Raw genomic sequence first — 25,617 nt, forward strand, 5'->3', positions numbered from 1 at the left:
GGCGGTCAGTCGGTGGCGTCCGTCTCCGCGGCGGTGGCCTTCTGGCCCTCCACCTGTTCCAGGCGTCGACGCAGGGCCCCGGTGACCGCCTGGTAGGAGTCGCTGCCGAGCACGACCCTGAGGGGCGCGGGCCACTGCGCCGCGCTGTCGATGACGCGGGCGGCGATCCGCGCCGGGTCACCGATGACCGGCACCTGAGTCTTCCTGAACTGGCGTACGAACGCGGCCGGCGTCCCGTCATAGGCGGCCAGCGGCTCGCCGATGCGCAGGCTGCCGCGGGAGAACGCGGTGCGGGCGCCGCCCGGCTCGACGAGGGTGACACCGATGCCGAACGGGGCGACCTCCTGGGCGAGGGCCTCCATGAACCCTTCGATCCCCCACTTGCTCGCGTGGTAGAGCGAGGCCCCGGCGTGCGCCGCCAGCCCGGCCACCGAGGAGATCTGGATCAGCCGGCCGCCGCCCTGGGCGCGCAGGTGCGGCAGCGCGGCCCGGGCGGTCTGGATCGAGCCGAGAAGGTTGGTAGTGATCTGGTGGAGGACCTGGTCGTCGGTGAGTTCCTCGGCGGCGCCGAAGAGACCGTAGCCGGCGTTGCCCACCACCACATCGATGCGGCCGAGGTCGTTGAAGGCGGCGTCCACGACCTCGCGGACCTTCGGCAGGTCGGTGACGTCGAGGTGACCGAGCCAGAAGCGGTCCCCGTACGTGGCCCGCAGGTCGTCGGCCGAGCCCTCCCGCCGGACCGTGCCGGCGACGCGGTCGCCGCGGGCGAGCAGCTGCCGGGCCAGCTCCCGTCCGAAACCACTGTTGACTCCGGTGATGAACCATGTCTGTGTCGTCATGCCACGAACCTTCACGACTGCTGCCGAACCCTGCCAGAGGGTGGTGTTCCTGGTAGTGGGAGGAACACCCGGGCGACGCGCGGGACCACCTACGCTCGATTCGTGGACAACGCCCTCGGAGATTTCCTGCGCGCGCGGCGTGAACTGGTCACTCCCGCCGAGGCCGGCCTGGCACCCGGGCACGGGCAGCGCCGGGTGCCAGGGCTGCGGCGCGAGGAGGTGGCCCTGCTGGCCGGCATCAGCGTCGAGTACTACCTGCGCTTGGAGCAGGGCCGCGACCGCAACCCCTCGGCCCAGGTGATCGACGCGCTGGCCGGCGTGCTCCAGCTCGACGCGGAGAGCACGGCGTACTTGATGTCGCTCGCGGGCCCGAAGCCGCGCCGTGGCCGCGGGCGGCCCGTCGAGCACGTGCCGCCCGGCCTCGACGCGCTGCTGCGGACGCTCAACGTGCCCGCCCTCGTCTTCGACAAGTACAGCGACGTACTGGCCGCGAACCGGCTGGCCCGGGCCCTGTCACCGGACCTGAGGCCGGGCGTGAACCGTCTGCGCGTACTGTTCACCGACCGGGCGGCACGCGAGTACCACACCGATTGGGAGCGGTACACGGCCGTCGCCGTGGCCCATCTGCGGGCCCAGGCCGGCACGGACACCGGCGACGAGCGGCTGCACGCGCTGATCGGGGAGCTGTCGGTCAAGAGCGACCGGTTCCGCCATCTGTGGGGACGCCACGACGTGCGCTCGGCACAGGGCGTCACCTTCCGGGTGCGGCACCCACGGGTCGGCCCCCTGGAACTCATGGCCGAGAAGTTCCAGGTGGTCGGCGCCGTCGGGCTGGAGGCGATGCTCCTGCACGCCGAGCCCGGCACGTCCTCGGCCGATGCCCTCGCTCTGCTCGCGTCGCTCGACGCCACCGCCTGACCGGGAAACCGGCGCCTGGAGGGCGTCCGAGCTGGTGGGGTTCAGGCGCCGTTCTCGACCAGCGCTTTGAGCCGCGGCAGGGTCTTCTCGATGCCCTCGGCATCCCGCCGGCCCCAGGCCGATGCCGCCAGGCGCTCTCCCCGCGGTGAGGTGGTGAAGTCGCAGGTCTCGGTGACCAGGGTGCCGCCCTCGACCTCCTCGAGCTCGTAGCGCCAGCGGTGCTGCCCCGGGTGCGCCCAGGCGATGCGGCGGTTCTCCTCGTACTCCCGAACGGTGTTCGTCACCTCGTAGGGCACGTCGAACAGCACCATCGAGACGCTGAACTGCGAGCCCAAGGTCAGGCGGCCGGGGCCGGCGATCGTGCCCGCGACCGTGCCGGACCCGTCGAAGTCGGCGTGCCGGCGAGGATCGGCGATCACGTCGAACACGGCCGCCGGGGGAGCGGCGATAAGGATGCTCCGTGCGATCGTCATCTCGGGTACGGGCTGCTCGCCCTTGGCGACGATCCGCGCCTCTACCGCGCCGAGTCGCTCCACCTCGACCCGGACCGTGTCACCGGGCGCGAGGTAGTCGCGGTGCTCGGACAGCTCGAAGATGCATCCGGTGCCGACGGGCCCGCTGGCGATGATGTCACCGGCCCGCAACGTGGTGTCGCGCGATGCGTGGGCCAGCATCTCGCCGAACGACCAGTGGATCTCGCCCCAGTTGCCGCCTCCGTACAGTTCACCGTTGACGTAGCCGTTCATCGTGAGGGTGTATCCCTTGCCCGACCGGTGGGGTCGCAGTTCGTCGGGCGTGACCAGGTACGGGCCGAGGCTTGTCGCGGTGTCCTTGCTCTTGGAGGGGCCGAAGACGAAACCCATCTCCCGGGCGGAGACGTCGCGCGCGCTCCAGTCGCAGTAGACGAGGTAGCCGGCGATGTGGTTCTCGGCCGTCGCCGCGTCCAGGTCCGAGCAGTCGTCGGCGATCACGGCCGCGACCTCGACCTCGTAGTCCCATGACTTCGTCCCCGCCGGAACGGGGACGTCGTCGCGCGGGCCCCGGATCGCGGCCGGGTTCGAGAAGTAGAAGACCGGCTCCTCGTACCAAATCGGGCTGACCGTGCCGTCGCCGCCCGCGGCGACCGCCGCGTTGCTTAGGTGCCGCTCGAAGGCCGCGAAGTCCCGGACCGACGGAGGCACGGGAATCGGTGCCAGGACATCCGCCCAGGCCAGGTCCACGATTTCGGCCGGGTTCGACGTCACCAGGGCGCCTGCCGCCTCCAGCCCCTCACCGGAGCGCAGCACGTCCAGCAAGGTGATTCCCGGGGCGTGGCCGAGGATCTTGCCTTCCCGCACCAGTCCGCAACGCTCCGAGCCGTCGGACGATCGGTAACTGACCCACTTCATCGTTCGGAAACCTCGATGTTCTCGCTCGATCGCTGCCGTTCGGCCGGCAGGTTCTGGGTGTACTCGCAAAGACGCCGGGCGTCGGCGGGCGAGGAGGCGCGCGGACCGATGCCGTCGGTGCCACCGGTGACGACGACCGTCCTCACTCCGCCACCGCCCGCGCGAACCTGCGTACTTCGTCCGCGAACAGTGCGGGCTGCTCGAACGCCGCGAAGTGGCCGCCGGCGGCGATGTCGTCGTTGAAGTAGCGCAGGTCGTGGTAGGCGCGTTCGGCCCAGATCCGCGGTGTGCGGGTGAGTTCGTGGGGGAAGACGCTCACGCCCACCGGCAGGTCCAGCTCGGTCAGCCCGAGGGGCTCCCGGGCGTACTCCCAGTACAGGCGGGAGGAGGAGGCGGCTGTCCCGGTCAGCCAGTACAGGGAGATGAGGTCGAGTATCTCGTCCATGGTGAACGCGTCGGGGGCGGCCCAGTCCAGGAACTTCTCGTAGATCCAGGCGGCCTGTCCGGCGGGGGAGTCGGTCAGGGCGTAGCCGATGGTCTGCGGCCGGGTGCGCTGCAGCAGGTGATAGCCGGAGTGCACGTAGGCGAACACGTCGCCCTGGGCAAGGGCCGCGGTCTCTTCGGGGGCCGGCTCGTCGCTGACCGGCGGCATGGCGAGGAACTCGGGGAAGTTGACGTGGACGGCACGCAGGCCGGCCGGGCGCTGCTTGCCCATGCGGGTGGCCACCACGCCGCCCCAGTCGCCGCCCTGAGCCAGATAGGAGTCGTACCCCAGGCGCCGCATCAGCACCGCGTAGGCGGCGGCGATCCGGTCCGGGTTCCAGCCCCTGGTGGTGGGCGCGTCCGAGAATCCGTAGCCGGGCATGGACGGGATGACGACGTGGAAGGCGTCCTGTGCGTCCCCGCCGTGGGCGATGGGATCGGTCAGCGGGCCGGTCACCTTCAGGAACTCCAGGAACGATCCGGGCCATCCGTGCAGCAGCAGCAGGGGTGTCGCGTTCTCCTGCGGTGAGCGAACGTGCATGAAGTGGATGGCGAGGCCGTCGATCGTGGTACGGAACTGGCCGATGTCGTTCAGGTGCCGCTCGATCTTGCGCCAGTCGTAGCCGGTGGCCCAGTAGTCGAGCAGTTCCCGCAACCTTCTGATCTGCACGCCCTGGCTGCCGTCCGGCACGGTCTCCGGGTCGGGCAGGCGTACCCGGCTCAGCCGTTCTCTGAGATCGGCCAGCGCACTGTCCGGGACGTCGATGTGAAACGGCAGGACACTGTCCTGGCGATCTGTGCCTGATTCCATGATCTTCGGGTTCTCCGTGAGCGGTGTCGATAGCCCGGCCGGAAATTCCGGCGTCGAGGCACGCCGGTCGGCGATGCCCGCCGGGCTCGGTTTCAGCAGGTCCACCATGCGACCGCGCCACTCGCGGCGTCCAATGAAACTTCCGGAATGGGTAATACGATCTGCGTATAACAGCAGGTGGACTACCCTGGCCGGGTGGCTGACGCATTCCCCGACCCCGTCGACCTCGACCTGAGGCTGGTGCAGTGCTTCGTCGTCGTCGCCAGGCACCGGCACTTCGGCCGTGCGGCGGAGGCATTGCACACCACCCAGCCGTCGCTGAGCCGTCAGATCCGGCGTCTCGAACAGCAGCTCGGCGTACGGTTGCTCGACCGTACGACGCGTGGCACCCGGCTGTCCGAGGCCGGCGAGGTCTTCCTGCCCCTGGCGGCCGGGCTGCTGCGCTCGGCCGGCCAGGCCATGGCCCGCACCCGGGCCGCCGCCCGGCCGCGTGAGATCACCGTCGGCTACACCCGCGGCCTGCTCATCACCCCGGCCGTACGCGCCTTGCGGAAGGCGGAGCCCGAAGCGGAGGTGAAGACCCGCCTCCTGGCCTGGAACGACTCACGATCAGCGCTCCTCGACCATCGCGTCGACGCGGTCGTGACCCGGCTGCCGTTCGCCACCGACCAGCTACGCGTCACGGTCCTCTACGACGAGCCCCGCGTCCTGGTCGTACCGCTCGATCACCCACTCGTCGGCCGGGAGTCGGTCACACTCGACGACATAGCCGACGAGCCGATCCCTCACGTGCGACAGACCGATCCCCTGCTGAACGCCTATTGGCGCATGGACCCTCGCCCCGACGGGCGCCCGGCACCGGACGGCCCACTCGTCGAGGAGCTTGAGGACAAGCACGAACTCATCGCCGCGGGGCAGGCCGTGGCCATCGGCCCGCCCCTTGACCACGCCACCGGCCTGCATCCCGGTCTGACCACCATCCCGCTGCGCGACGTCGAACCGAGCCAGGTCGTCCTCGCCACCCGCGCCGGCGACCGGAGCCACCTGGTCGCGGCCTTCTGCAAACACGCCGAGACCCAGTTGCGACGAACGCGCCGGCATCCGCCGTCACCGGGGCGTGAACTCACCTCGTCCTCCGTCACCGTGCCGCCGGAGATGACGGACCGGCCACCTGCCCGGCCGGACCAAGCCGAAGTCCCGTGAAGAGCCTGCTCAACGGCATCCGCCAGGACACGGCTGAGGTCTGTCCGAACCAACGGCTCTGTCTCTCTTCCTCTCAGTCCTGTACAGACCCCAGCGCAGGTGTCCCGGTGAGCAGGTCGGCGGCTCTGCGGACATCGGCGTCGAGCGGGCGGTCGGGATCGACCGCGGGGATCGCCTCGGCCAGGGCGTCGAGGAGCGCCGCGCAGCCGGAAGCCGTGGGGCGGCGGGCGCCGACGTGCGCCGCCTGCCGCAACCCCACCGCTAGCGACCCGCAGAGCAGCCGCAGCAGCTCGGCCATGTCGTAGGCGCGCAGGGCGGCCTGGGTGCCGAACGGCACCACGTCCTGGTTGTGCAGGTTGGTGGGCAGGCTCTGCGTGCTGGCGGGCACGGCGGCGCGGCGGATCTCGGCGACGAACGCGGTCGTGGCGAGCTGCACCCCCTGCATCCCGTGCTGGCGGCCGGGCCCGGCGGCGAGCATGGGGGGCAGGCCGCCGTTGCGGGCCGGGTCGACGAGGAGGTCGAGCTGCCGCTCGGCGAGGTTGCCGAGCTGGGCGGTGACCATCGCCAGGACGTCGGCGGCGAACGCGGCCGGCTGCCCGAAGAAGTTGCCGCCGTGCACGACCAGGTCGTCGTCGGGGAAGAACAGCGGGTTGTCGCTGACGCTGGACAGGTCGGCCGCCACGACACCGTCGACGTAGCGCAGTGCGTCCTCCGCGGCGCCGAGCAGTTGCGGGGAGCAGCGGATGCTGTACGGCTCCTGCAGCGGGCGCGTGCCGGCCGGCTGGATCCCGGCGAGGGTCTTGCGCATGCCGTCGGCGACGTCGATCGCGCCGGGATGGCCGTAGGCGCCGAGCAGGCGCGGGTCGAGGAAGCCCGGGTCGCAGCCGAGCAGGTCGACCAGCAGGCAGGTGAGCGCCCGCAGCGCGCGGTGCGAGGACCGCACGCTGTCCAGAGCGAGGGAGGTCGCGGCCGTGGTGAGGGAGGTGCCGTTGACGAGAGCGAGGGCGTCCCGGCCGTCGAGCGTCAGCGGGGTCAGCCCGGCTTGGCGCAGCGCCTCGGCCGCGGGCAGCCGCGCGCCGTCGAGATACGCCTGTCCCCGGCCGCGCAGCGCCTGGGCGGCGTAGGCGAGCGGGATCAGGTCGCCGCTCGCGCCGACGGAGCCGTAGCGCGGGATCGCCGGGACGAACGTCGTCGTGAACATCGCGGCGAGCCCGTCGACCACGTGCGCGGAGACCCCGGACGCCCCTTGGGCGAGCGACCACGTGCGCACGAGGATCGCGGCCCGGCTCACGTCATGGGCCAGGTCAGGCCCCTGCCCGGCGCCGAGGTGGGCCAGGGTGTTGTCACACTGGTCGGCCTCCTCCTCCCGGCCGGCGAACCCGACCAGGGCGCCGAATCCGGTGGTCGCGCCGTAGACGGGACGCTCGTCCTCCCGCACGTCGCGGAGGAAGCCGCGGCCGCGTTCTACGCGGTCGCGGACGGACGCGCCGACCACGACGGACACCGGTGTCGCGGCGCGGCGTAGGTCGGCTGAGCGCAGCGGAGCGCTGAGGTCGATGGTGGCTTCGGCGGCGGGCATGCCCGGACTGTAGGCAGCCGATTCTCAGAAACCTATGAGATTACGTACGTAGCTTCCGGCTCATGGCGCATGACTACCTGATCATCGGGGCAGGACCGGCCGGGCTACAGCTCGCCGCGGAGCTCGAACACGGCGGTCACGACTACGTCGTCCTGGAGCGCGGAGCCGGCCCGGGCACCTTCTTCACCCGGTTCCCGCGGCACCGCCAGCTGATCTCCATCAACAAGGTGCACACGGGGTACGACGACCCTGAGCTGCGGCTGCGGATGGACTGGAACTCGCTGCTGAGCGACGATCCCGGCCTGCTGTTCACCCGCTACAGCGAGAAGTACTTCCCGCAGGCCGACGATCTCGTGCGTTACCTGTCCGACTACGCGGAGGCGAACGGCGTCCGGGTGCGGTACGGCGTCGACGTCTTCCGGATCGGCAGGGACGACGACGGGTTCACCGTCACCGACCGCGAGGGACGCTCGTGGCGGGGGCGGCGGCTGGTCGTGGCCACCGGAGTCTCTCAGCTGTACGTCCCGCAGATCCCGGGCATCGAACTCGCCGAACGGTACGACACGTTCGAGACCGACCCGCGGTCCTTCACCGACCAGCGGGTCCTGGTGATCGGCAAGGGCAACTCGGGGTTCGAGACCGCCGACGCGCTCATGGAGCAGGCGGCGGTCATCCACGTGGCCGGGCCGCACTCCATCAGGATGGCCTGGCAGTCGCACTACGTCGGGCACCTGCGGGCGGTGAACAACAACTTCCTCGACAGCTACCAGCTGAAGTCCCAGAACTCGGTGCTCGACGGCACCGTGGAGAGCATCGAACGCCGTGCCGACGGCGGCTACCGGGTGATGTTCCGCTACGCCCGCACGGTGGAGGCGCTGCGCGAGCTGTTCTACGACCGGGTGATCGTCTGCACCGGCTTCCGGTTCGACGCCTCGATCTTCGACGACGGCTGCCGGCCCGCGCTGGTCATCGACGATCGCTTCCCCGAGCAGACGCCGGCGTACGAGTCCGTCAACGTGCCCGATCTGTACTTCGCCGGCACGCTCACCCAGCAACGCGACTTCAAGAGGGCCACCAGCGGGTTCATCCACGGCTTCCGGTACGGCGTGCGCGCGCTCTACCGGATCCTGACCGCCCGGTATCACGGCGCGGCCTGGCCGGCCGAGCGGGTCGAGCCCACCCCTGACGCGATCGCCGACGCGATCATCGCAAGGGTCAACCGCTCGTCGGCGCTGTGGCAGCAGTTCGGCGTGCTCGGCGACGTCGTCGTCGTGGACGGGGAGACCGCGCTTTACCAGGAGGAGGTCCCGGTGGCGTACGTGGCGGACGGCGGACTCGGCCGTGCCCCGCACACGTTCGTCGTCACCCTGGAGTACGGCGCGGACCACGACGCGGTCGACCCCTTCGACATCTCGGTGCCGAGGGTCGTCGAGAACGACGCGGTCAACGCCCATGACGCGAGCTACCTGCACCCGGTGGTGCGGCACTACCGGGACGGCGCGCCGGCCGGCGTCCACCACCTCGCGGAGAACCTGGAGAACGAGTGGAACCTGCCGCAGGTGCACCAGCAGCCGCTGGCCGTCTTCGTCAAGGAGTGCCTTGCCGACGCCGGCTGAACCGTACCCGCGTGCCGTCCTGGACCTCCTGGCCGCGGCCGGGGACCGGCCCGTCTTCGAGCACGGCGCCCGTGCCGTCACCGGCGCGCAGATGCTCGGCCTCGTCCGGCGGATCGCGGCCGGGCTGCGCGCCGCGGACGTCGGGCCGGGGGACGGCCTCGCCATGGTGCTCGGCGTCACCCCGGAGGCGTTCGCCGCGACGATCGCCGTCTACGTCGTGGGAGCCCGGGCCGTCGGGGTGCGGCCCGGGCTGCCCCGAGACCAGTTGCGCCACGTGCTCCACCAGGACGTCACCGCGGTCGTGACCGACGCGGCCACCGGCCCGGAGCACGCGCGGCGCACGCTGACCGTCGCGGAACTGCTGGCCGTGCCCGCCGGGGACGGTCCGCTGCGCCTGTCCGGCCGGCCGCGGGACGTCGCCAGGCTCGTCTACACCAGCGGCAGCACCGGCACGCCCAAGGCGTGCGCGCAGACCTACGCCGCCATGGACGCGGCCTGGACGGCCCGCCCGGCGGCGTGGCCGCCCGCGATCCGCGAACTGGCCTCCCGGCTGGGGCGCTATCTGGTGTTCGGGTCGCTGAGCAGCCAGGTGATGATGGAGTACGGCGTGCTCACGCTCGCCGCGGGCGGGACCATGGTCGTCGCCGACCCGCCCGCGTTCCCCGAGGCGATCACCAGGCACCGGGCGACCGCCAGCGTCATCACCGTGCCCCGCCTGTACAGACTCGTCGCCGCCCAGCGCACCGCCCCGGCCGACCTGAGCAGCCTCCGGGCGCTCATGGTGTCCGGGTCGCCGCTGGAGGCGTCCAGGCTCCGCGAGGCGTCCGAGGTGCTCGGCCCTGTCGTGTTCCACGGCTATGGGCAGACCGAGACGGGCACGATCTCCATGGCGACGCCGTGGGACGTCCCCCCGTCGGTCGGGGTCCCGCCCGGCGTCGTCGACGTCGAGATCCGGGACGCGGACGGCCGGCCCGTCCCGCCCGGCGCCGACGGCGAGCTGTACGTCCGCACTCCCGCTCAGGCCGTCGGCTACTGGGCCGAGCCGGCGGAGACCGCCGAGGTGTTCGTCGACGGGTGGGTGCGCACCCGCGACCTGGGCCACTTCGACGAGGACGGACGGCTGTACCTGGCCGGGCGGACCCGGGACGTCGTCATCGTCAACGCCAACCTCCACTACACCGGACCGATCGAGCGGGTCCTGGCCACCTCCCCCGACGTCGCGGAGGCGTACGTGGTCGGAGCCCCGGACGAGGACACCGGCGAGGCGGTGCACGCGTTCGTGGTGCCGGCGGCGGACCGGACCCCAGACCTCGACGCGCTGCGCACGCTGGTCGGCGAGCGGCTCGGCGGCGAGTGCGTTCCCGCGACCTTCACCGTCATCGACGAGGTGCCGCTGACGCCGAACGGCAAACCGGACAAGCGCCTGCTGACGTCGCGAGCCCCCTGACCGCCCGTCAGCGCTTCCTCAGCAGAAGCTCGGTGTTGCGGTCACCGGGCAGGCCCGCCAGGCCGCTCCTGGTGCCGGGGGAGTTGAACGACAGCTCGCGGTAGAGCGAGGCCAGGCCGCTCTGGGACAGGTCGGCGAAGTCGGTGCGGTGCGGTGCGGCCGACTCCACCAGGGTGGTGAACAGCGACAGCGTCCCGTCGTGGTTGTCGGCCAGCTCGACGACCCTCGCGAGCTGGGGGTAGTCGACGTGGGAGGCGGTGGAGACCTCCCAGAACCCCCCTTGGGGGACGATCCTGTTGAGGTGGGAGTGGCCGTTGATCCACGCGGCCACGTTGCGGTGCCTTCTCAGCACCGCCAGCAGTTCCTGCCCGCCGTGGCGCCGCTCGCCACGCCGTGCCGGGTCGGGGGTGAGGTTGGTCATGGCCCAGCTCGGGTGGTGACTGAAGATCAGCGCGATGTCGTCCGCGTGGGCCTTCAGAGTCCGCTCCAGCCAGGCGAGCTGCCGGGTGCCGACCGACCCGCGGTAGTCGCCGCCGCGGTCGGTGGTGTCCAGGCTGACGCCGACGACCCGGTCGGCGATCCTGAAGGAGTAGTCCAGCCGGCCGCTGTCGAGGTTGTCCCTGGTGTAGCCGTGGCCGACGGGTCCCGCCCCGGTGTACGCCGGGTCGAGGTGGGCGGCGACGTAGGCGTGCGGGCTCAGGGGGGCGCGGCGCTCGTCGGCGGTGACCGTGCGGGTCCTGCTCCGGTAGCGCTTCCACACGGCGCGGAAGCGGGCGCCCGTGGGGTCGCCCCGGCGCAGCGCCCGGTAGACGGCGCCGGCCTCGGACGCGGGCAGGTCGAAGAGCTTGCGCGAGCCGGTCGCGAGGTCGGCGAAGAAGCCGCCGGCCGGGGAGTAGGCGCCGCCGAAGAGCCGGTCGTGGTTGCCGGCGGTGGAATACCACGGCACCGCCAGACCGGGGCTGCTCACCTCGCGGACGGCCGCCTCCAGGAAGCCCTCCAGACGCGGGAAACCCGCCCGCTTGTCGATGTCGCGCAGGCCTGAGCCGGGCTGCCAGTAGAGGCCCAGGCCGCAGTTCTGCACGCCCTCGTACGCGCCGGGGTCGCCGGTGCCGGGGGTGAAGCGGCCGCCGCTCATGGCGGTGAGGAACCACTCCATCTCGATCCGGGAGTTGTTGTCGGTGTTGTCGCCCGTCGTCATGACGAAGCCGATCGGCGCGCGGGTGGCCGGGCCGTACCGCAGCTGGTTGATCCGTTCGATCAGCGAGACGGCGCCGACCGCGGTCAGCGCCTCCTGCGGGCGCCAGGACCCGAGGTCCGCGCCGCGCAGGAACTCGTAGCGCTGCGGGTTCTGCGTGTCGGTGATGTGCAGGTCGGTGAGCTGGACGAAGCAGGCCAGCGGCGTACGGCGGTCTGCTCTGTCCTTCCTGGCGCCGGCCAGTTCCGTGCGGGTCACCCGGCGCCAGCCGGGGCCGTCGGACAGCCTGCGGTATCCGCCGGCGCCGTGCGGCCTGGCGACGGCGCCGACCGTCGTCAGGGACGCCACGGCCGAGGGTGCGACGGCCGAGGCGGCGGGGGCGGCGGACAGCGCGAGGTCCAGCGCGACACCGGAGGCGGTCGCTCCGGAGGCGAGGAGGAAGGCGCGGCGGCTGAGGGCGGAATCCATGATTTCCCCAGTGGCGTCGAGGCGAACGTCCACTGGGGATGTTTGACAGCGGGAATGACCGCCGGCCTAACACGGCGGGAACGCCGTCCAGCCATCTGACGCCGGGAAACAGCCGCGGGCGACATGACATCGGGCGGCAACGGGCCGGAAGCCCGCCGCTTCACCGCCGTTCAGAAGAGCCGTCTCAGCCGCTGCCGAAGCGTCACCTATACCGGGCGGGCCGGCTCGGCCTCCGCGCGCGGCGCCGGCTCGGCCGGCGGCGCTGAAGGCGCGGGCGGCTCAGGCGGCGGCGGTGCCGTACGGCGCCGGGTGAGCAGGAGCGCGAGCGAGCCGGCGATCAGCCCCCAGAAGGCCGATCCGATGCCCGCGATGGAGGTCGCCGAGGCGGTGACGACGAAGGTGACGGCCGCCGCCTCCCGCAGGTCGGGACCGGTGAAGGCGGTGGCGAGCGAGGAGGCGAGGGCGGGCAGGAGCGCGAGCCCGGCCACGGCGGTGACCAGGACGGGAGGTGAGGCCACGACGAGCGCGGTGGCGAAGGCGGCGCCCAGCCCGAGCGCGAGCTGTCCGGCGCCGAGGGACAGGGTGGCGATCCAGCGGCGGCCCGGGTCGGGGTGGGCGTCGGGCCCGGCGGTCAGGGCGGCGGTGATGGCGGCGAGGTTGACGGCGTGCCCGCCGAACGGCGCGGCGGCCGTGCTGACGAGCCCTGTGGTCACCAGTGCGCCGCGCAGCGGCACGGAGTAGCCGTAGGTCGACAGGACGGCCGCCCCCGGCACGTTCTGTCCCGCCATGGTCACCAGGAACAGCGGCAGCGCGATCCCCACGACGGCCGGGAGCGTCAGGGTCGGCATCGTGAACACCGGGTCGGGGCGCAGGGACGCCGCGGGGAACGCCGCGCCGCTGATCGCGAGGCCGGCCACGGCCGCGGCGAGCGCTCCGGCGACCGCCCACTGGCGGGCGTACCGCACCAGCACCGCCCAGGTCAGGATGACCGGCCCCGCCAGCAGCGGGACGTCCGCCATAGCGCGGAGGGGGGCGGTGCACAGCGGGACCAGGACGCCCGCGAGCATGGCCGCCGCCATGGGGCCGGGGATCGCGGCGACGCCGCGGGCCAGCCACGGGACGAGCCCGGCGAGCACGGTCAGGACCCCGCACACAGCGAAGGCCCCGATGGCCGCCGGGTACCCGCCTGCCACGTGCCCGGCCGAGACGAGCAGCGCGGCGCCCGGAGTGGACCACGCGATCGCGATGGGCATGCGGTACCGCACGGACAGGACGGCGGCGGCGACGGAGATGCCGGCACACAGCGCGAGCAGGCCGGAGGCCGCCTGCCGCGAGTCGGCCCCGGCCGCCCCCAGTCCGGCGAGGACGACGGAGAACGAGCTGGCGTAACCGACGACGGCGCTGACGAGCCCGGCGAGCACCGGCTGCAGATTCCGCACCCGCGCCTCCCCTGATCCGATCGTTCCGTTTACGGAACGATTTCAGGTGACACCATAGCCAGGTGGGTGAAGATGGGACAAGCCGGTTCGACCCGGCCATCGGGCGGCGGCTGCGCGGGCTTCGTGAGGCGCGCGGGCTGTCGCTGTCGGAGCTCGCCCGCAGGGCCGGCGTCGGGAAGGCCACCGTCTCCGGGCTGGAGCACGGCACCCGCAACCCCACGCTGGAGACGATGTACGCGATCGCGGCCGCCCTGTCGGTGCCGATGAGCGCGCTGACGCTGGACCCCGGCGCCCCGGCCGGTGACGCCTCTCCGGTGCGGGGCAGGGCCGTCGTCTCCACCCTGCTCGAGGTGTTCCGCGAGCCGGGCGCGACCTACGAGATGCTGCGCCTGCGGATCCTCGCCGGGGTCGAGCAGACCTCGCCCGCGCATCCGCCGGGGGTCACCGAGCACCTCTCGGTCGTCCAGGGGACGATCAGGACGGGCCCCGCCGCCGCGCCGCTGACCGCGGGCCCGGGGGAGCACCTCTCGTGGGCCTCCGACGTCCCCCACGTCTACGCCGCCCTCGGCGGCGAGGAGGCGCTGGCGATCCTCCTCATCCGCACCCCCCACGACCCTGCGGCCGCCGCCGGGGGCGCTCCCGAGGGCGCTGCCCGGCGGTCGTCAGCGGGTTAGCAGGCGGCGCAGGCGTGAGACCGGCCGCGCGGGCGGCTGTGCGGGCGGGGGCGGCGGGGGGTCGATCAGGCCCAGCGTCTCCAGCCTGCGCCTCTTGAAGTAGCGCGCGGGCCCATGGGCGCGCACGTAGGCCGCGGCCGTCTCGCGCAGCCCCGGGTGGGCCGTGCTCCGCATGCAGTAGCCCACGGCCGCGACCAGGGCGGGCAGGTCGGCGGCGGGCGGCTCCGTGATCGTGCCGTCCGCCTCAAGACGGGGCAGCGCCGCGTCCACGATCGTCGCCGGGATCCGGTTGCTGTTCTCATACGGCGTGAGCCGTTCGAGCACCAGATCGGTGCCGGCGGCCGCGACGGGCAGGCCGAACAGCCGCCGCGCGGTCACCAGCGCCGTGGAGAAGCATCCGGCGACCAGTGCGGGGCGGTGCGCGGCGAAACACGCCTCGGCGGGCGTCGCCGCGGGGGCCACGAGGAGCTCGACGCCCAGCTCCGCGGCGACCGGCCGCAGCTCGCGGGCGTGCCGCCGCCCGGCGGCGGGGTGCGGCTTGAACAGCACGGTGCGGTGGCCGCGCGCCGCCACGCCGCGCAGCAGGCGCTCGTGCAGCGCGGCCTCCTCGGCCGCGGTGACCAGGCCGAGCGCGGACAGGTACTGGCCGAGGACGACCGCGTCGGCGCGCGGCGCGGCCTCCGCCGCCTCCGCGACCCGGCCCGTCACCGAGGTGAACGACACGTCCGCCAGGGCCTCGGCCGGCACGCCGTGCTCGGCCAGGAGCAGGGGGACGAGGCCGGGGACGAGGTCGAGGTGGAGCAGCCGGGTGATCCGGCCGGCGATCTCCCCGGGCAGCGGGTCGCGGGTCGGCCCGTAGCTCATCAGGCCGTCGGAGTAGACGCTGATCGGGCAGTCCCTGACCAGGCCCGCGAGCGTACGCGACGGGGGCACCGCGATCGACTCGAGCACCAGCTCGCCCGGCTCGCCGAGCAGGCCGCGCAGCAGGCGGCCGAGCATGGGCGTCTCGATCGAGCGCGGCTTCCAGTCCGACGGATGCAGCGGCGCGATGATCTCGTTCCAGGACAGGACGTGGTCGAACCTGTCACGCAGCGCGGCGAACCCCGGCGTCTCGTCCAGCGCGGGGGTCACCTCGGGGATCGCCGCGTTGTTCGACACCAGCAGGACCCGTGGCCCGCCGCGGAACCGCCCCTCGTCGGCCGCCGCCGCGAGCGTCATCGCGCCGAACAGCGTGGAGGCGTAGAACAGCGTGGAGTCAGGCACCCGGCCCTCCCGGCAGATAGGGACCCAGCAGGGCGGCCCGCTCGGGTTCGAGGCCGCCGACGGCCTCGGCGCGCGTCTCGCGCGGCAGCCGGGCGAGCGCCGCCCGCGCCCGCTCGTCGAACCGGTCGCGTACGGCGGGAGCGAACCGGCCGGCCAGCTCGACGTGGTGGGCGAGCAGCGCGCACAGGTTGCGCGCGGCCTTCGGCAGGAACTCGGGTTCCGTCTCGTCGAGCACGATCTCGTAGGCGTCGAAGAAGTGGAGCTGCCGCTCGTCCCCGATGCCGGTGAGGGAGGCCGTGAGCCCCCGCCGGTAGAACACCCCGGCGAGGGAGACCACGGCGTACGACCGGGCGAGGCGGTGCAGCCGCCAGATCCACGGGCGGTCCTCCGCGGTGTGCAGCCCGTCGGGGAAGGTCAGCAGGTCGCCCAGCTCGCGCCGGTAGATCCCGGCCCAGGCGTAGGGGTAGTCGACCATGGTCTTCTCGCCGGCGGGCAGGATGCCGTCGCGGGGGTCCAGCACGACGCCGCGGCGCGCCTGCGGCGCCCGCTGCGTCTCCCGCCTGCGGCCCTCGGCCCGCACGTGGTCCACCCTGACGAAGTCGCAGCCGAGCCCGTCGATGGCGGCGACGAGCCGGGGCAGGTAGCCGGGCGCGAGCCAGTCGTCGGCGTCGAGGAAGGTGACGTAGCGGCCCGCGGCCGGCTTCAGCCCGGCGTTGCGGGCGCCGGCCAGCCCCAGCGGGGCCGGGTTGCGGACGACGGTGAGCGCCGGCAGGTCGCGCCGGAAGTCCTCGACGACCTCCGCGGTCGCGTCCGTGGACCCGTCGTCCACGATCACGACCTCGGTCTCGAACTCGCTCGTGCGGTTGCGCACGAGCGAGGTGAGCGCGTCGCCGAGGTACGCCTCGCCGTCCCGGACCGGCACGACCACCGAGAGTGTGATCATGCGGTGACGCGGCGCAGGCGGGCCCGCGGGGCCTCCTCGCCCGGGTAGACGCGCTTCACGCCGTCGCCGAGGGAGGTCTCGATGATGCGGATGTCGCGGACCAGGTGCTCCAGGCCGGTGGGCTCAAGCGAGGCGGCGTGGTCGGAGCCCCACATCGCCCGGTCGAGGGTGATGTGCCGCTCTACGGTCACCGCGCCCAGCGTCACCGCGGCCAGCGAGATCTGCAGGCCGCGCTCGTGTCCCGAGTAGCCGACCGGCACGCCGTACCGCTGCCGGAGCGTGGTGATCATGCGGAGGTTCGCCTCCTCCGGCGGGAGCGGATAGGTGGAGGTGGCGTGCATCATCACCAGGCGCTCGGTGCCGAGGATCTCCACCGCCGCGTCGATCTCCTCGATCGTCGACATGCCGGTGGACAGGATGACCGGCTTGCGGGTGGCGGCCAGGGCGCGCAGCAGTTCGTGGTCGGTCACGGAGGCCGACGCGACCTTGTGCGCGACGACGTCCATGTCCTCCAGGAACTCCACCGACGGGACGTCCCAGGGCGAGGCGAACCAGTCGATGCCGCGTTCCTCGCAGTACTTGGCGATGTGGCCGTACTCGTCCGCGCCGAACTCGGTCCGGATCTTGTACTCCATGTAGGTCATCTCGCCCCACGGCGTCTGCCGGATCTGGTCGCGCTGTTCGAGCGGCACGCAGATCTCCGGGGTGCGCTTCTGGAACTTCACGGCCTGGCAGCCGGCGTCGGCGGCCACGTCGATCAGCTTGCGGGCGATGTCGACGTCGCCGTTGTGGTTGATGCCGATCTCGCCGATCACGTACACGGGCTGCCCCGGGCCGACCAGCGACCGGCCGATCCGCACCGGCCGCGGCTGCGCGAGGTGGCGGGTCGCGGTGACGGGCGCGATGACGGGCGCGATGACGGGCGCGGGGACGGTCTCCAGCGCGGCGGCCGGGCGGGCCGCGAGCACCCGGTCGGACAGCTCCCGCACGGCCCCGGAGCCCCCGGAGGCCGACAGCACGACGCGGGCGGCGGCCCGCACCCGGGGGTGGGCGTCGGGCACCGCGACCGGCCAGCCGACGATCGCCATGCACGACAGGTCGTTGACGTCGTTGCCGACGTACGCCACCCGCTCGGGGTCCAGGCCCTCGGCGGCCAGCCACTCGCGCAGCGCGCCGTCCTTGGCGCCGAGGCCCTGCACCACCGGCACGCCGAGCTTGGCGGCGCGGGCGGCGACGACCGGGTCGCGCTCGGTCGACAGCACGAGCACCCGCACGCCCGCGCGGCGCAGCAGGGCGATGCCCATCCCGTCGGAGCGGCTGACGGCGACCATCTCCCGGCCATCGGAGTCGACGAACGCGCGGTCGTCGGTGTGCACGCCGTCGAAGTCGGTGACGACCGCGTCCACGTCGATGGGCAGCGGCTCGTCCACGAACGGGGCGAGCGCCCGGGCGATCTCCAGGTCCTCCGGGGTGTCGATCTCGACCGCGTGCCTGGCGGGCACCGGCTGGACCGCGACCCTGCCGAAGAACCGGTGGCCGCCTTCGCGCAGGCCGCCGGTGCGCATGACGTAGAACGCGCCGGTCTCGCGGTAGTGGGGCTCGCGGTCCTGGCGGCGGGGGCGCACGGCCGGATCGTGGTTCACCCCGCGGCCGGCGCCGGTCCAGACGAACTCGTAGGTCTCGGTGGCGGAGAAGACCGAGTCGGCCTCGCCGTCCAGCACCTTCGCGACGGCGGCGTCGAGGTCGCGGGGGTCGAGGAACGCGCTGGTGCACTGGACGAGCACGACGATCTCCGGCTCCTCGCCGGACAGCTCGGACAGGGCGTGGAGCACGGCGGTCTCGCTGGAGGCGGCCGGCCCGCTGAGCTCCGCGGGACGGCGCACGACGCGGGCGCCCGCGGCCGTGGCGGCCTCGGCGATCCGGTCGTGGTCGGTGCTGACGACCACGTCGTCCACCAGTTCGGCGCGCAGACAGGCGTCCACGGCCCGGGCGACGAGCGGGACGCCGCCCACCTTCTCCAGGTTCTTCAGGGGGACGCCCACCGAGCCTCCACGGGCGGGGACGACGGCCAGCACTCGCACGAGTGACTCCTCTACCTGCGACATCGGGAACCCGTGTGACCCAGGTGGGCCGGGGTGTCCCGAAAACTAGCCAGCAGGTCCTTTCGTTCGGGGTTACTCGGCTGAACGACCAAGGGCGCCGGTATTAACTTTGGGTGTCACCGGACGCCGCGGCCGGTGCGGCCGGTTTCTCCGGCTCGGCCGGTCCTTCCGGCTCCTCCGCGGCCAGCGGCAGCGTGACCACGAACCGCACGCCGGGCTCGCCGTCCGTGACGTCCTCGACGCGGATGGATCCGCCGTGCGCCTCCACGACCTCGCGGGCGATGGCCAGGCCGAGCCCCGTGCCGCCACGGTCGCGGCTGCGTGCCGCGTCGGTGCGGTAGAACCGCTCGAAGATCCGCTCGCGGTCCGCCTCGGAGATCGGCCGGCCGTCGTTGCGCACGTACAGGACGGCCTCGTGCTCGGTGCGCTCGACGCGTACGCAGACCAGCGTCAGCGCGTGCCGCTCGGCGTTGTCGAGCAGGTTGGTCACCACCCGGGCGAGGTGCCGGCGCAGACCCCTGACCATCACCCCCGGGGTGTTGTGCATGTGCGTCGGCAGCCGCTCCTGCCGCCGCTCGACCTCGCAGACGACCAGGTGGGACAGGTCGAGCTCCTCCCGCACGGTCTCGGGAAGCGTGGGGATCCTGGCGAGCAGCAGCAGGTCGGAGACGATCGCCTCCAGACGTTCCGTGTCGCGCAGCGCGGCGCCGACGGCCTCGTCGGTGTCCTCGGGGTGCAGCCGCGCGCCCTCCAGCTGGGCGCGGATGGCGGTGATGGGGGTGAGCAGCTCGTGCGAGGCGTCGGCGGCGAACTGGCGCTGCCGCTGGATCGACATGTCCAGCCGGGACAGCGCGTCGTTGGCGGCCTGGGCCAGCCGGGAGATCTCGTCGTCGCCGGGCGGCTCCGGCACGCGGCCGCCGGGGTTCTTCTCGGTGATCTCGGCGAGTTCGGTGCGGATCGCCTCCACCGGCCGCAGCGCGCGGCCGGTGACCCGGTAGGCAGTCCAGCCCGTCAGCGCGGTGAGCAGCAGCGCCGCCAGGAGCAGCGCCGGCAGCGTGAAGGGGGTGTTGAGTATCGGCGGAGCCGCCCGGCCCGCGTAGACGAGGTCGGCGCCGTAGCCGGGGGACATCCGCAGCACGGTCACGTAGAGGCAGTCGTGCCCGGTGGGGGAGCAGGCCGTCGTCTGGGTGACCTCGCGGCCGGGGGTCGTGCGTAACGGGCTCAGCCGCGGCAGCTGCCTGGCCGCGGCGCTCTCGGCGACGATGTGGCCGTCCGGCCCGGTCACCTCGATCAGGTCGATGCCGTTCCGGCCGACCGGGATGGGGTCGCTCAGGCGGTCGGCGCGGATCTCCGCGGCGATGTGGGTGGCGGTGTCCAGGCTCTCGTCCCAGATGCTGTCCGCGACCGCGACGCGGACGAGGACGTGCACCACGATCGCGAGCGGGATCAGCAGGATCGCCGCGGTGCCGGTGGCGAGGAGCGCCAGCCGGAGCCGCAGCGTCGGGGAGCGCCTGGGGAGGAGCATTACCCGAGGCTACTCATGGTCATCTTTAGGGAAACTCGTGACAGTGAAAAGCTCGCCCCAAACTTGCTAAAAGTTGCTCAATGCGGGAAACCGGGCGCGGCCGGTGTGCCGGTCGCCGGGGTCCGCCCTCGCCCGGCCCCGTACGCCGCCGGATGGGCTGGACCGTCCCGCGCTCGTCGCGCAGTGTGCCCTGTATCGGCCAGTATGTGGGGGAAGGTGATGATTTTCCGCCTCGCGTACGGGTTTGCCGCGACTACCGGAAACAGGGCGGGCGTTCCATGACCCGCCCCTGTAACAGGGGCGAAACGTGTGTCAGACACTGTTGGTGTCGCACGAGAAGGAGCAGGAGAAGGAGGTGGTGGGGATGTTGCTGCGGCTTCGGGTGTCGCTCCCCGACCGGCCCGGGGTGCTCGGCCAGGTGGCCCGCGCTTTCGGAGTGCTGGGAGCCGACATCCTGCAGGTCACCGTGCTGGAGCGGCAGGCGGGCCGCGCGGTGGACGACTTCACCGTCTCCTGGTCGGGCGTCTTCGAGCCGGGAGAGCTGCGCGAGCGGATCGGGGTGGTCCCCGGCGTGCGGGTGGAGGCCGTGTGGCCGACCAGGGAGACGCCCGGATCCACCCCCGACTACGACCTGCTCGGCCACGTCGCCGCGGAGCCGCACCGTGCGTACGTCACCCTCGTCGACGCGGTGCCCGACCTCGTCAGCGCCGAGTGGGCGGTGGCGGTCGACTCGGCCGACGGCACGATCGTCCACGGAAGCTGGCAGGCGCCGGAGGCCGTGCCCGCGGCCGACCTCACCCCGCTGCGCGCCTCGGCGTTCGAGGAGGGCGGGGTGCACCTGGCGAGCGTGCCGATGGACGGCGTCCACCTGGTGGTGGCGCGCTCCCAGGGCCCGGCGTTCCACCGGGCGGAGCTTGACAAGATCGTCCGGCTGGTGGGGATCGTCTCCGTGCTGGCCGGCGGCGTCAGCCGCCCCGTGTGAGGATGTTCAGCGGCGCGGCGGGTCGATGCGGGCGCCGTCCATCGTGAACAGCATGAGCCTGGAGACGTCGACGGCGACCCTGCCGTGCTCGCCCGCGCGCCACACCGGGCGGTTGCCGAGCCTGACGACCAGGTCCGCGCGGCGATGCGTGCCCGACTGCGACTGCGAGCTCGGCTGCGGCTCCTCTTCCTCCTGCGCCGCGGAGCCGTTCAGCAGCCGGCGCATCATGGACCGTGCCCTGCCGCCGTTCGCGGAGCCGTTGAGCTGGCGGCGGTCCGGCGGCTCGGGTACCACGACGCCCGGGATCCCGGCCTCCAGGTAGGCGAGCCATTCGTGACCGTGATACTCCAGCGTCCGCACCCGCCCGAAGAAGGTCGGGCCTTCCGTCTTCTCCGGCACGGGGACCAGCCCGTCGGGCCGGATTCCCACGATCACCTGCATTCCGGTGTGCTGGGACACGGCGTACGCCCGTGGATCGGTCCATGGCATGGTGAGTTGATGTGGCCCAAAATCGAGCATTATGTACTGATTTTGCGGCGTACGTACCGTGGCGGCGAGCAGGTTGAGCTGCTGCGAATTGAGGAACGCGGCGGTGAACGCGGTCGCGGGATCGTTGTAGACCTGCGCCGGGGTGCCGATGTCCTGCAGCACGCCCCGGTTCATGATGGCGATGCGGTCGGCCAGGGTGAGCGCCTCGACCTGGTCGTGCGTCACGTAGATGGTGGTCACCCCGAGGGCGCGCACCAGCGACGAGATCTCCATGCGCAGTTCGGTGCGCATGCCGGCGTCCAGGTTGGACAGCGGCTCGTCCATCAGGAACAGCGAGGGCTGGCGCACGATGGCGCGGCCCATCGCCACGCGCTGACGCTGGCCTCCGGACAGCGTGCCCGGCCGCCGGTCCAGCGTCTCGCCGATGTGCAGCGCGCGGGAGAGCTCCACGACCCGCTGCTTGACCATGGTGGGATCGGCCTTGGCGATCTCCAGCGGGAAGGACAGGTTGCCGCGCACCGTCTTGTGGGGATACAGGGCGCCGTTCTGGAAGACCATCGCGACGTCCCGGTCCCGGGGGGCGAGGTGGTTGGCGAGCTGCCCGCCCAGCCACAGGTCGCCGGTGGTGATCTCCTCCAGTCCCGCGATCATGCGGAGCAGCGTGGATTTCCCGCAGCCCGACGGTCCGAGCAGGACGAGGAGCTCACCCTCGCCCGCGCGGAGTGTCATGCGGTCGACCGCGAGGTACCCCCCCGGGTAGATCTTCGAAACGTTGTCGAGGACGACGGTGCTCATGCCAGCTCGTTCCTCCCGGACAGGAATGCCCGGATCCCCAGCCATCGGTGTGAATGATGAGGTAGTACATCGCGTCACGGGGGGTCATGTCCATACGTGTCGTGAAAGATCCGTCATCTACGTGCAACTTATGGTTACTTCGGACTTTTCGCACAATAAAGATGGCCGTCATATGGGGGTCGTGACCTCCGGCGCCCCGCAGCCGCGCCCGTAAATGTAACGAAATTACGGAAACTTTCTGCAAGCTCTTTCACGGCGTCCGCCCCGCTGTTACGTTCCGCTCAAATCCCCCTGAGCAAGGAGTGCGACGCCGATGAGACGACTCCTCCCAGCCGCGGCCGTGGCCGCGGCGCTCGCTCTGGCGGTCACCGGCTGTGGCGACGGTTCCGGCGACGCCGGTCCGGCCCCTGCCGGGAGCGCCGCTCCCGCCGAGGTGTCAGGAACGGTCACCTGGTGGGACACTTCCGACGCCACGACGGAGGGACCGGCCTTCCAGGAGATCGTCAAGGGCTTCGAGGCCGCGTATCCGAACATCAAGGTCAACTACGTGAACGTGCCGTTCGCGGACGCGCGGGACAAGTTCAAGACCGCCGCGCAGTCCGGGTCGGGCGCCCCCGACGTGCTGCGCACCGACGTGGGCTGGGTCGCGGAGTTCGCCTCGCTCGGCTACCTCGCGCCGCTGGACGGCACCACGGCCGTCGACAAGCCCGAGGAACTCCTGCCCGTCCCTGCGGCCAGCGCCCGGTTCGGCGGTAAGACGTACGGCGTGCCGCAGGTGACGGACACCCTCGGCCTGCTGTACAACAAGGAACTACTGAAGAAGGCGGGCTACGACGAGCCTCCGGCCACGATGGCCGACCTCAAGAAGGTGGCGCTCGACGTCAAGTCGAAGACCGGAGCCGGCGGAATCGCCCTGAACGTGGACGCCTACTTCCTGCTTCCGTTCATCTACGGCGAGGGCGGCGACTTCGTCGACGTCCAGAACAAGAAGATCACGATCTCGTCCCCGCAGAGCGTGGCGGGGGTGAGGATCGTCGAAGACCTGATCACGTCCGGTGCCGCCGTCAAGCCCGCGCTCCAGGACAGCTACACGAACGCCCAGACCGCGTTCAAGGACGGCAAGGTCGCGATGATCTTCAATGGGCCGTGGTCGAACGCCGACAACCTCGGTGGCAAGGTGTTCAAGGACAATCCGGACAACTTCGGCGTCGCCCCGGTCCCGGCCGGCTCGGCGAAGGCGGGCTCGCCGCTGGGCGGCCACGACTACACCGTGTACGCGGGCTCGAAGAACCTCGAGGCCTCCTACCTGTTCGTGCGGTACATGGCGAGCGCGGAGAGCCAGGCGAAGATCGCCGGCAAGCTCGGCCTGCTGCCGACCCGCACGCCCGCCTACAGCGCCCCCGAGGCCACCGCCAACCCGAAGATCGCGCAGTGGCAGAAGCCGATGGAGACGGCCGTCGAGCGTCCCTGGATCCCCGAGGCGGCCTCGCTGTTCCAGCCCCTGGTCGAGGGCTACCAGAAGCTCGCCGGCGGGCAGACCTCCACCGAGCCCATGCTCAAGGACGTCGCCACCGCCTACCAGGGCATCCTCAAGGGCTGGAGCCTGTAGGCGATGACGGCCGACGTCGTCGTGACGAGAAGGGCCGCGCCCCTCAGCGGGGCGCGGCGCCTCCTGTCGCGTCACTGGTACGCCTGGGCGATGACCGCGCCGGTCGTCGTGGTGACGCTGGTGCTGGTCGGCTACCCCCTCGTCCGGGGGATCTACCTGTCGCTCACCGACGCGACCGAGGGCAACATGGGCCGCACGATCGGGATGAACGTCATCCCGTCCACCTACGAGTTCGTGGGCCTGGGCAACTACGCGAGCATCCTCACCTCGCCGGAGTTCCTCGGCCGGCTGACCTGGACGGTCGTGTGGACCGTCGTGTGCGTCGCCCTGCACGTCGGCATCGGCCTCGGCCTCGCGCTGCTGCTGAACCGGCCCATGCGGCTGCGGTCGCTCTACCGGATCCTGCTCGTGCTGCCCTGGGCCGTGCCCGCCTTCGTGTCCGCCTTCATCTGGCGTTACCTGCTGAACGGCGAGTTCGGCGTGGTCAACGCCATGCTGCGGGCCGCCGGGTTCGCCGGCGTCGCCTGGCTCGACGACCCGTTCTGGGCCAAGGTCTCGGTGATCGCCTGCAACGTGTGGCTGGGCGTGCCGTTCATGATGCTCGCGCTGCTCGGCGGCCTGCAGGCCATCTCGCGGGAGCTGTACGAGGCCGCCGAGGTCGACGGCGCATCGCCGTGGCGGCGCTTCCGCCACATCACGCTTCCCGGCCTGCGCCCGGTGTCCAGCACGGTCGTCCTGCTCGGCACGATCTGGACGTTCAACCAGTTCCCGGTCATCTTCCTGCTGACCAGGGGAGGACCGGGCGGCGCCACGGAGATCCTCGTGACGTACGCCTACCGCCAGGCGTTCGAGGGCATCAGGAACTACTCGGGCTCCGCCGCCTGGGGCATGGTGATCCTCGCCCTGCTCGTCGTGCTGGCCACCGTCTACCGGCGCGCGCTGAGGCGGCAGGGGGAGGCATGGTGAGCCGGGCCGCTCGCGCCGGCGCGTGGAGCCGCGACAGGCGCACCCCCGGCAGGTCGATCGCCCTGCACCTCACGCTGGTCGCCGCGAGCGTCGTGTCGGTGTTCCCGGTCGCGTGGCTGGTGCTTACCTCGCTCAAGCCGCGCGCGGTCATCGAGACCGCGTCGGTGGCGCCGGTCGACCACCCCACGCTCGCCAACTACACGCAGGTCCTGGGGGAGACCCGGTTCCTGACGTGGGCCGCCAACTCCGTCGTCGTGTCGCTCATCACGGCCGTGCTCGGCGTGCTGCTGTCGGCCACGACCGGCTACGCGGTCAGCCGCTTCCGCTTCCCCGGGTTCCGCTCGGTGATGTGGATGCTGCTGGTCACGCAGATGTTCCCCGTGGCGATCCTGATCGTGCCGATCTACAACCTGATGGCCGGGCTCGGGCTGATCAACCAGTTCCCCTCCCTGGTCATCGCGTACCTCACCTCCGCCGTGCCGTTCTGCGCGTGGATGATGAAGGGCTACTTCGACACCGTCCCCGTGACGATCGACGAGGCGGGCCGGGTGGACGGCCTGACTCCTTTCGGCACGTTCTGGCGGCTTATCCTGCCGCTGTCCAAACCCGGCCTGGCCGTGGCCGCGTTCTACTCGTTCATCACCGCCTGGGCGGAGGTGGCGTACGCGACCGCGTTCATGACGGGCGACGACAAGTACACGCTCGCGGTCGGCCTGAGCCAGTTCGTCGGCCAGCACAAGGCGGAGTGGGGCCTGCTCACGGCCGCGTCGGTGCTGATCGCCGTCCCGGCGGCCGCCGTCTTCCTGCTCGTCCAGCGCCACCTCGTCACCGGTCTCACGGCCGGCGCGACGAAGGCGTGAACCAATATGAGAATCGGGGGAGC

21 protein-coding genes are annotated in these 25,617 nt (G+C 72.0%); 9 read left to right on the forward strand and 12 right to left on the reverse strand.

All coding sequences use genetic code 11. From position 1 onward, the window contains the following. Positions 1-5 precede the first annotated feature (5 nt). A complete protein-coding gene (locus tag HHX31_RS06900; RefSeq protein WP_169946208.1) occupies positions 6-839 on the reverse strand; it encodes an SDR family oxidoreductase in 834 nt (277 codons plus the stop codon). A 102-nt stretch (positions 840-941) separates the two neighbouring features. On the opposite strand from HHX31_RS06900, the gene HHX31_RS06905 reads away from it, so the two are divergent. After that, the gene (locus HHX31_RS06905) at positions 942-1,757 is read left to right on the forward strand and encodes a helix-turn-helix domain-containing protein (RefSeq protein ID WP_169946209.1); all 816 of its coding nucleotides are present in this window, start codon (positions 942-944) and stop codon (positions 1,755-1,757) included. Positions 1,758-1,798: 41 nt separating this feature from the next. Here the strand turns inward: HHX31_RS06905 and HHX31_RS35555 are convergent, their stop codons facing one another. Genes HHX31_RS35555 through HHX31_RS06925 form a run of 3 tightly spaced genes read right to left on the reverse strand, consistent with a single transcriptional unit; the run spans position 1,799 to position 4,439 of the window. Continuing rightward, positions 1,799-3,145: a fumarylacetoacetate hydrolase family protein gene (locus HHX31_RS35555; RefSeq protein ID WP_211589371.1), complete on the reverse strand. Its 1,347-nt coding sequence runs from the start codon at positions 3,143-3,145 to the stop codon at positions 1,799-1,801. Beyond that, on the reverse strand, positions 3,142-3,291 hold the full coding sequence (locus tag HHX31_RS06920) for a hypothetical protein (protein ID WP_169946210.1): 150 nt from the start codon (positions 3,289-3,291) through the stop codon (positions 3,142-3,144). Before HHX31_RS06920 ends, HHX31_RS35555 begins: the two co-directional genes overlap by 4 nt. Next, positions 3,288-4,439: an epoxide hydrolase family protein gene (locus HHX31_RS06925; RefSeq protein WP_169946211.1), complete on the reverse strand. Its 1,152-nt coding sequence runs from the start codon at positions 4,437-4,439 to the stop codon at positions 3,288-3,290. The genes HHX31_RS06920 and HHX31_RS06925 overlap by 4 nt, the downstream gene beginning before the upstream one ends. 195 nt (positions 4,440-4,634) lie before the next feature. On the opposite strand from HHX31_RS06925, the gene HHX31_RS06930 reads away from it, so the two are divergent. Then, the gene (locus tag HHX31_RS06930) at positions 4,635-5,642 is read left to right on the forward strand and encodes a LysR family transcriptional regulator (RefSeq protein ID WP_169946213.1); all 1,008 of its coding nucleotides are present in this window, start codon (positions 4,635-4,637) and stop codon (positions 5,640-5,642) included. 73 nt (positions 5,643-5,715) lie between these two features. On the opposite strand, the gene HHX31_RS06935 is transcribed toward HHX31_RS06930, so the two are convergent. Further along, the gene (locus HHX31_RS06935) at positions 5,716-7,221 is read right to left on the reverse strand and encodes an aromatic amino acid ammonia-lyase (RefSeq protein WP_169946215.1); all 1,506 of its coding nucleotides are present in this window, start codon (positions 7,219-7,221) and stop codon (positions 5,716-5,718) included. A gap of 62 nt (positions 7,222-7,283) precedes the next feature. On the opposite strand from HHX31_RS06935, the gene HHX31_RS06940 reads away from it, so the two are divergent. Both HHX31_RS06940 and HHX31_RS06945 read left to right on the forward strand, forming a co-directional pair. Next, positions 7,284-8,837, forward strand: a complete 1,554-nt coding sequence (locus HHX31_RS06940) for an NAD(P)-binding domain-containing protein (RefSeq protein ID WP_169946217.1) — start codon at positions 7,284-7,286, stop codon at positions 8,835-8,837. After that, positions 8,821-10,284, forward strand: coding sequence for a class I adenylate-forming enzyme family protein (locus tag HHX31_RS06945; RefSeq protein ID WP_211589372.1), 1,464 nt, complete (start codon positions 8,821-8,823; stop codon positions 10,282-10,284). Before HHX31_RS06940 ends, HHX31_RS06945 begins: the two co-directional genes overlap by 17 nt. 7 nt (positions 10,285-10,291) lie before the next feature. On the opposite strand, the gene HHX31_RS06950 is transcribed toward HHX31_RS06945, so the two are convergent. Both HHX31_RS06950 and HHX31_RS06955 read right to left on the reverse strand, forming a co-directional pair. Then, complete coding sequence (locus HHX31_RS06950) at positions 10,292-11,947, reverse strand: TIGR03767 family metallophosphoesterase (protein ID WP_169946219.1); 1,656 nt, start codon at positions 11,945-11,947, stop codon at positions 10,292-10,294. 206 nt (positions 11,948-12,153) lie between these two features. Further along, entirely contained in the window at positions 12,154-13,386 is a 1,233-nt protein-coding gene (locus HHX31_RS06955; protein ID WP_311931634.1) for a benzoate/H(+) symporter BenE family transporter, read from the reverse strand. 62 nt (positions 13,387-13,448) lie between these two features. Here HHX31_RS06955 and HHX31_RS06960 point away from each other — a divergent pair, with 62 nt between their 5' ends. Further along, positions 13,449-14,060, forward strand: a complete 612-nt coding sequence (locus HHX31_RS06960) for a helix-turn-helix domain-containing protein (RefSeq protein ID WP_169946220.1) — start codon at positions 13,449-13,451, stop codon at positions 14,058-14,060. Here the strand turns inward: HHX31_RS06960 and HHX31_RS06965 are convergent. The 4 genes from HHX31_RS06965 to HHX31_RS06980 all read right to left on the reverse strand — a co-directional run bounded on the left by HHX31_RS06965 (position 14,049) and on the right by HHX31_RS06980 (position 19,893). Then, complete coding sequence (locus tag HHX31_RS06965; RefSeq protein WP_311931635.1) at positions 14,049-15,323, reverse strand: polysialyltransferase family glycosyltransferase; 1,275 nt, start codon at positions 15,321-15,323, stop codon at positions 14,049-14,051. The genes HHX31_RS06960 and HHX31_RS06965 overlap by 12 nt on opposite strands. After that, the gene (locus HHX31_RS06970) at positions 15,316-16,266 is read right to left on the reverse strand and encodes a glycosyltransferase family 2 protein (protein ID WP_169946222.1); all 951 of its coding nucleotides are present in this window, start codon (positions 16,264-16,266) and stop codon (positions 15,316-15,318) included. The genes HHX31_RS06965 and HHX31_RS06970 overlap by 8 nt, the downstream gene beginning before the upstream one ends. Further along, complete coding sequence (locus HHX31_RS06975; protein WP_311931636.1) at positions 16,263-18,347, reverse strand: N-acetylneuraminate synthase family protein; 2,085 nt, start codon at positions 18,345-18,347, stop codon at positions 16,263-16,265. Before HHX31_RS06975 ends, HHX31_RS06970 begins: the two co-directional genes overlap by 4 nt. 124 nt (positions 18,348-18,471) lie before the next feature. Further along, the gene (locus HHX31_RS06980) at positions 18,472-19,893 is read right to left on the reverse strand and encodes a cell wall metabolism sensor histidine kinase WalK (RefSeq protein WP_169946226.1); all 1,422 of its coding nucleotides are present in this window, start codon (positions 19,891-19,893) and stop codon (positions 18,472-18,474) included. A 325-nt stretch (positions 19,894-20,218) separates the two neighbouring features. Between HHX31_RS06980 and HHX31_RS06985 the strand changes: the two genes are divergently transcribed. Beyond that, positions 20,219-20,875 (forward strand): amino acid-binding protein, encoded by a 657-nt coding sequence (locus HHX31_RS06985; RefSeq protein WP_311931637.1) that lies wholly within the window; start codon positions 20,219-20,221, stop codon positions 20,873-20,875. Between the two features lie 6 nt (positions 20,876-20,881). Here HHX31_RS06985 and HHX31_RS06990 read toward each other — a convergent pair whose 3' ends face one another. Then, complete coding sequence (locus tag HHX31_RS06990) at positions 20,882-22,159, reverse strand: ABC transporter ATP-binding protein (RefSeq protein WP_169946228.1); 1,278 nt, start codon at positions 22,157-22,159, stop codon at positions 20,882-20,884. A gap of 313 nt (positions 22,160-22,472) precedes the next feature. On the opposite strand from HHX31_RS06990, the gene HHX31_RS06995 reads away from it, so the two are divergent. Genes HHX31_RS06995 through HHX31_RS07005 form a run of 3 tightly spaced genes read left to right on the forward strand, consistent with a single transcriptional unit; the run spans position 22,473 to position 25,594 of the window. Beyond that, positions 22,473-23,768, forward strand: coding sequence for an extracellular solute-binding protein (locus HHX31_RS06995; protein WP_169946230.1), 1,296 nt, complete (start codon positions 22,473-22,475; stop codon positions 23,766-23,768). 3 nt (positions 23,769-23,771) lie between these two features. Further along, the gene (locus HHX31_RS07000; protein WP_169946232.1) at positions 23,772-24,734 is read left to right on the forward strand and encodes a carbohydrate ABC transporter permease; all 963 of its coding nucleotides are present in this window, start codon (positions 23,772-23,774) and stop codon (positions 24,732-24,734) included. After that, the gene (locus tag HHX31_RS07005; RefSeq protein WP_169946234.1) at positions 24,728-25,594 is read left to right on the forward strand and encodes a sugar ABC transporter permease; all 867 of its coding nucleotides are present in this window, start codon (positions 24,728-24,730) and stop codon (positions 25,592-25,594) included. Before HHX31_RS07000 ends, HHX31_RS07005 begins: the two co-directional genes overlap by 7 nt. The last annotated feature ends 23 nt before the right edge of the window (positions 25,595-25,617 follow it).

Source organism: Microbispora sp. H11081 (assembly GCF_012999535.1).
In the GTDB taxonomy this organism is placed as follows: Bacteria; Actinomycetota; Actinomycetes; order Streptosporangiales; family Streptosporangiaceae; genus Microbispora.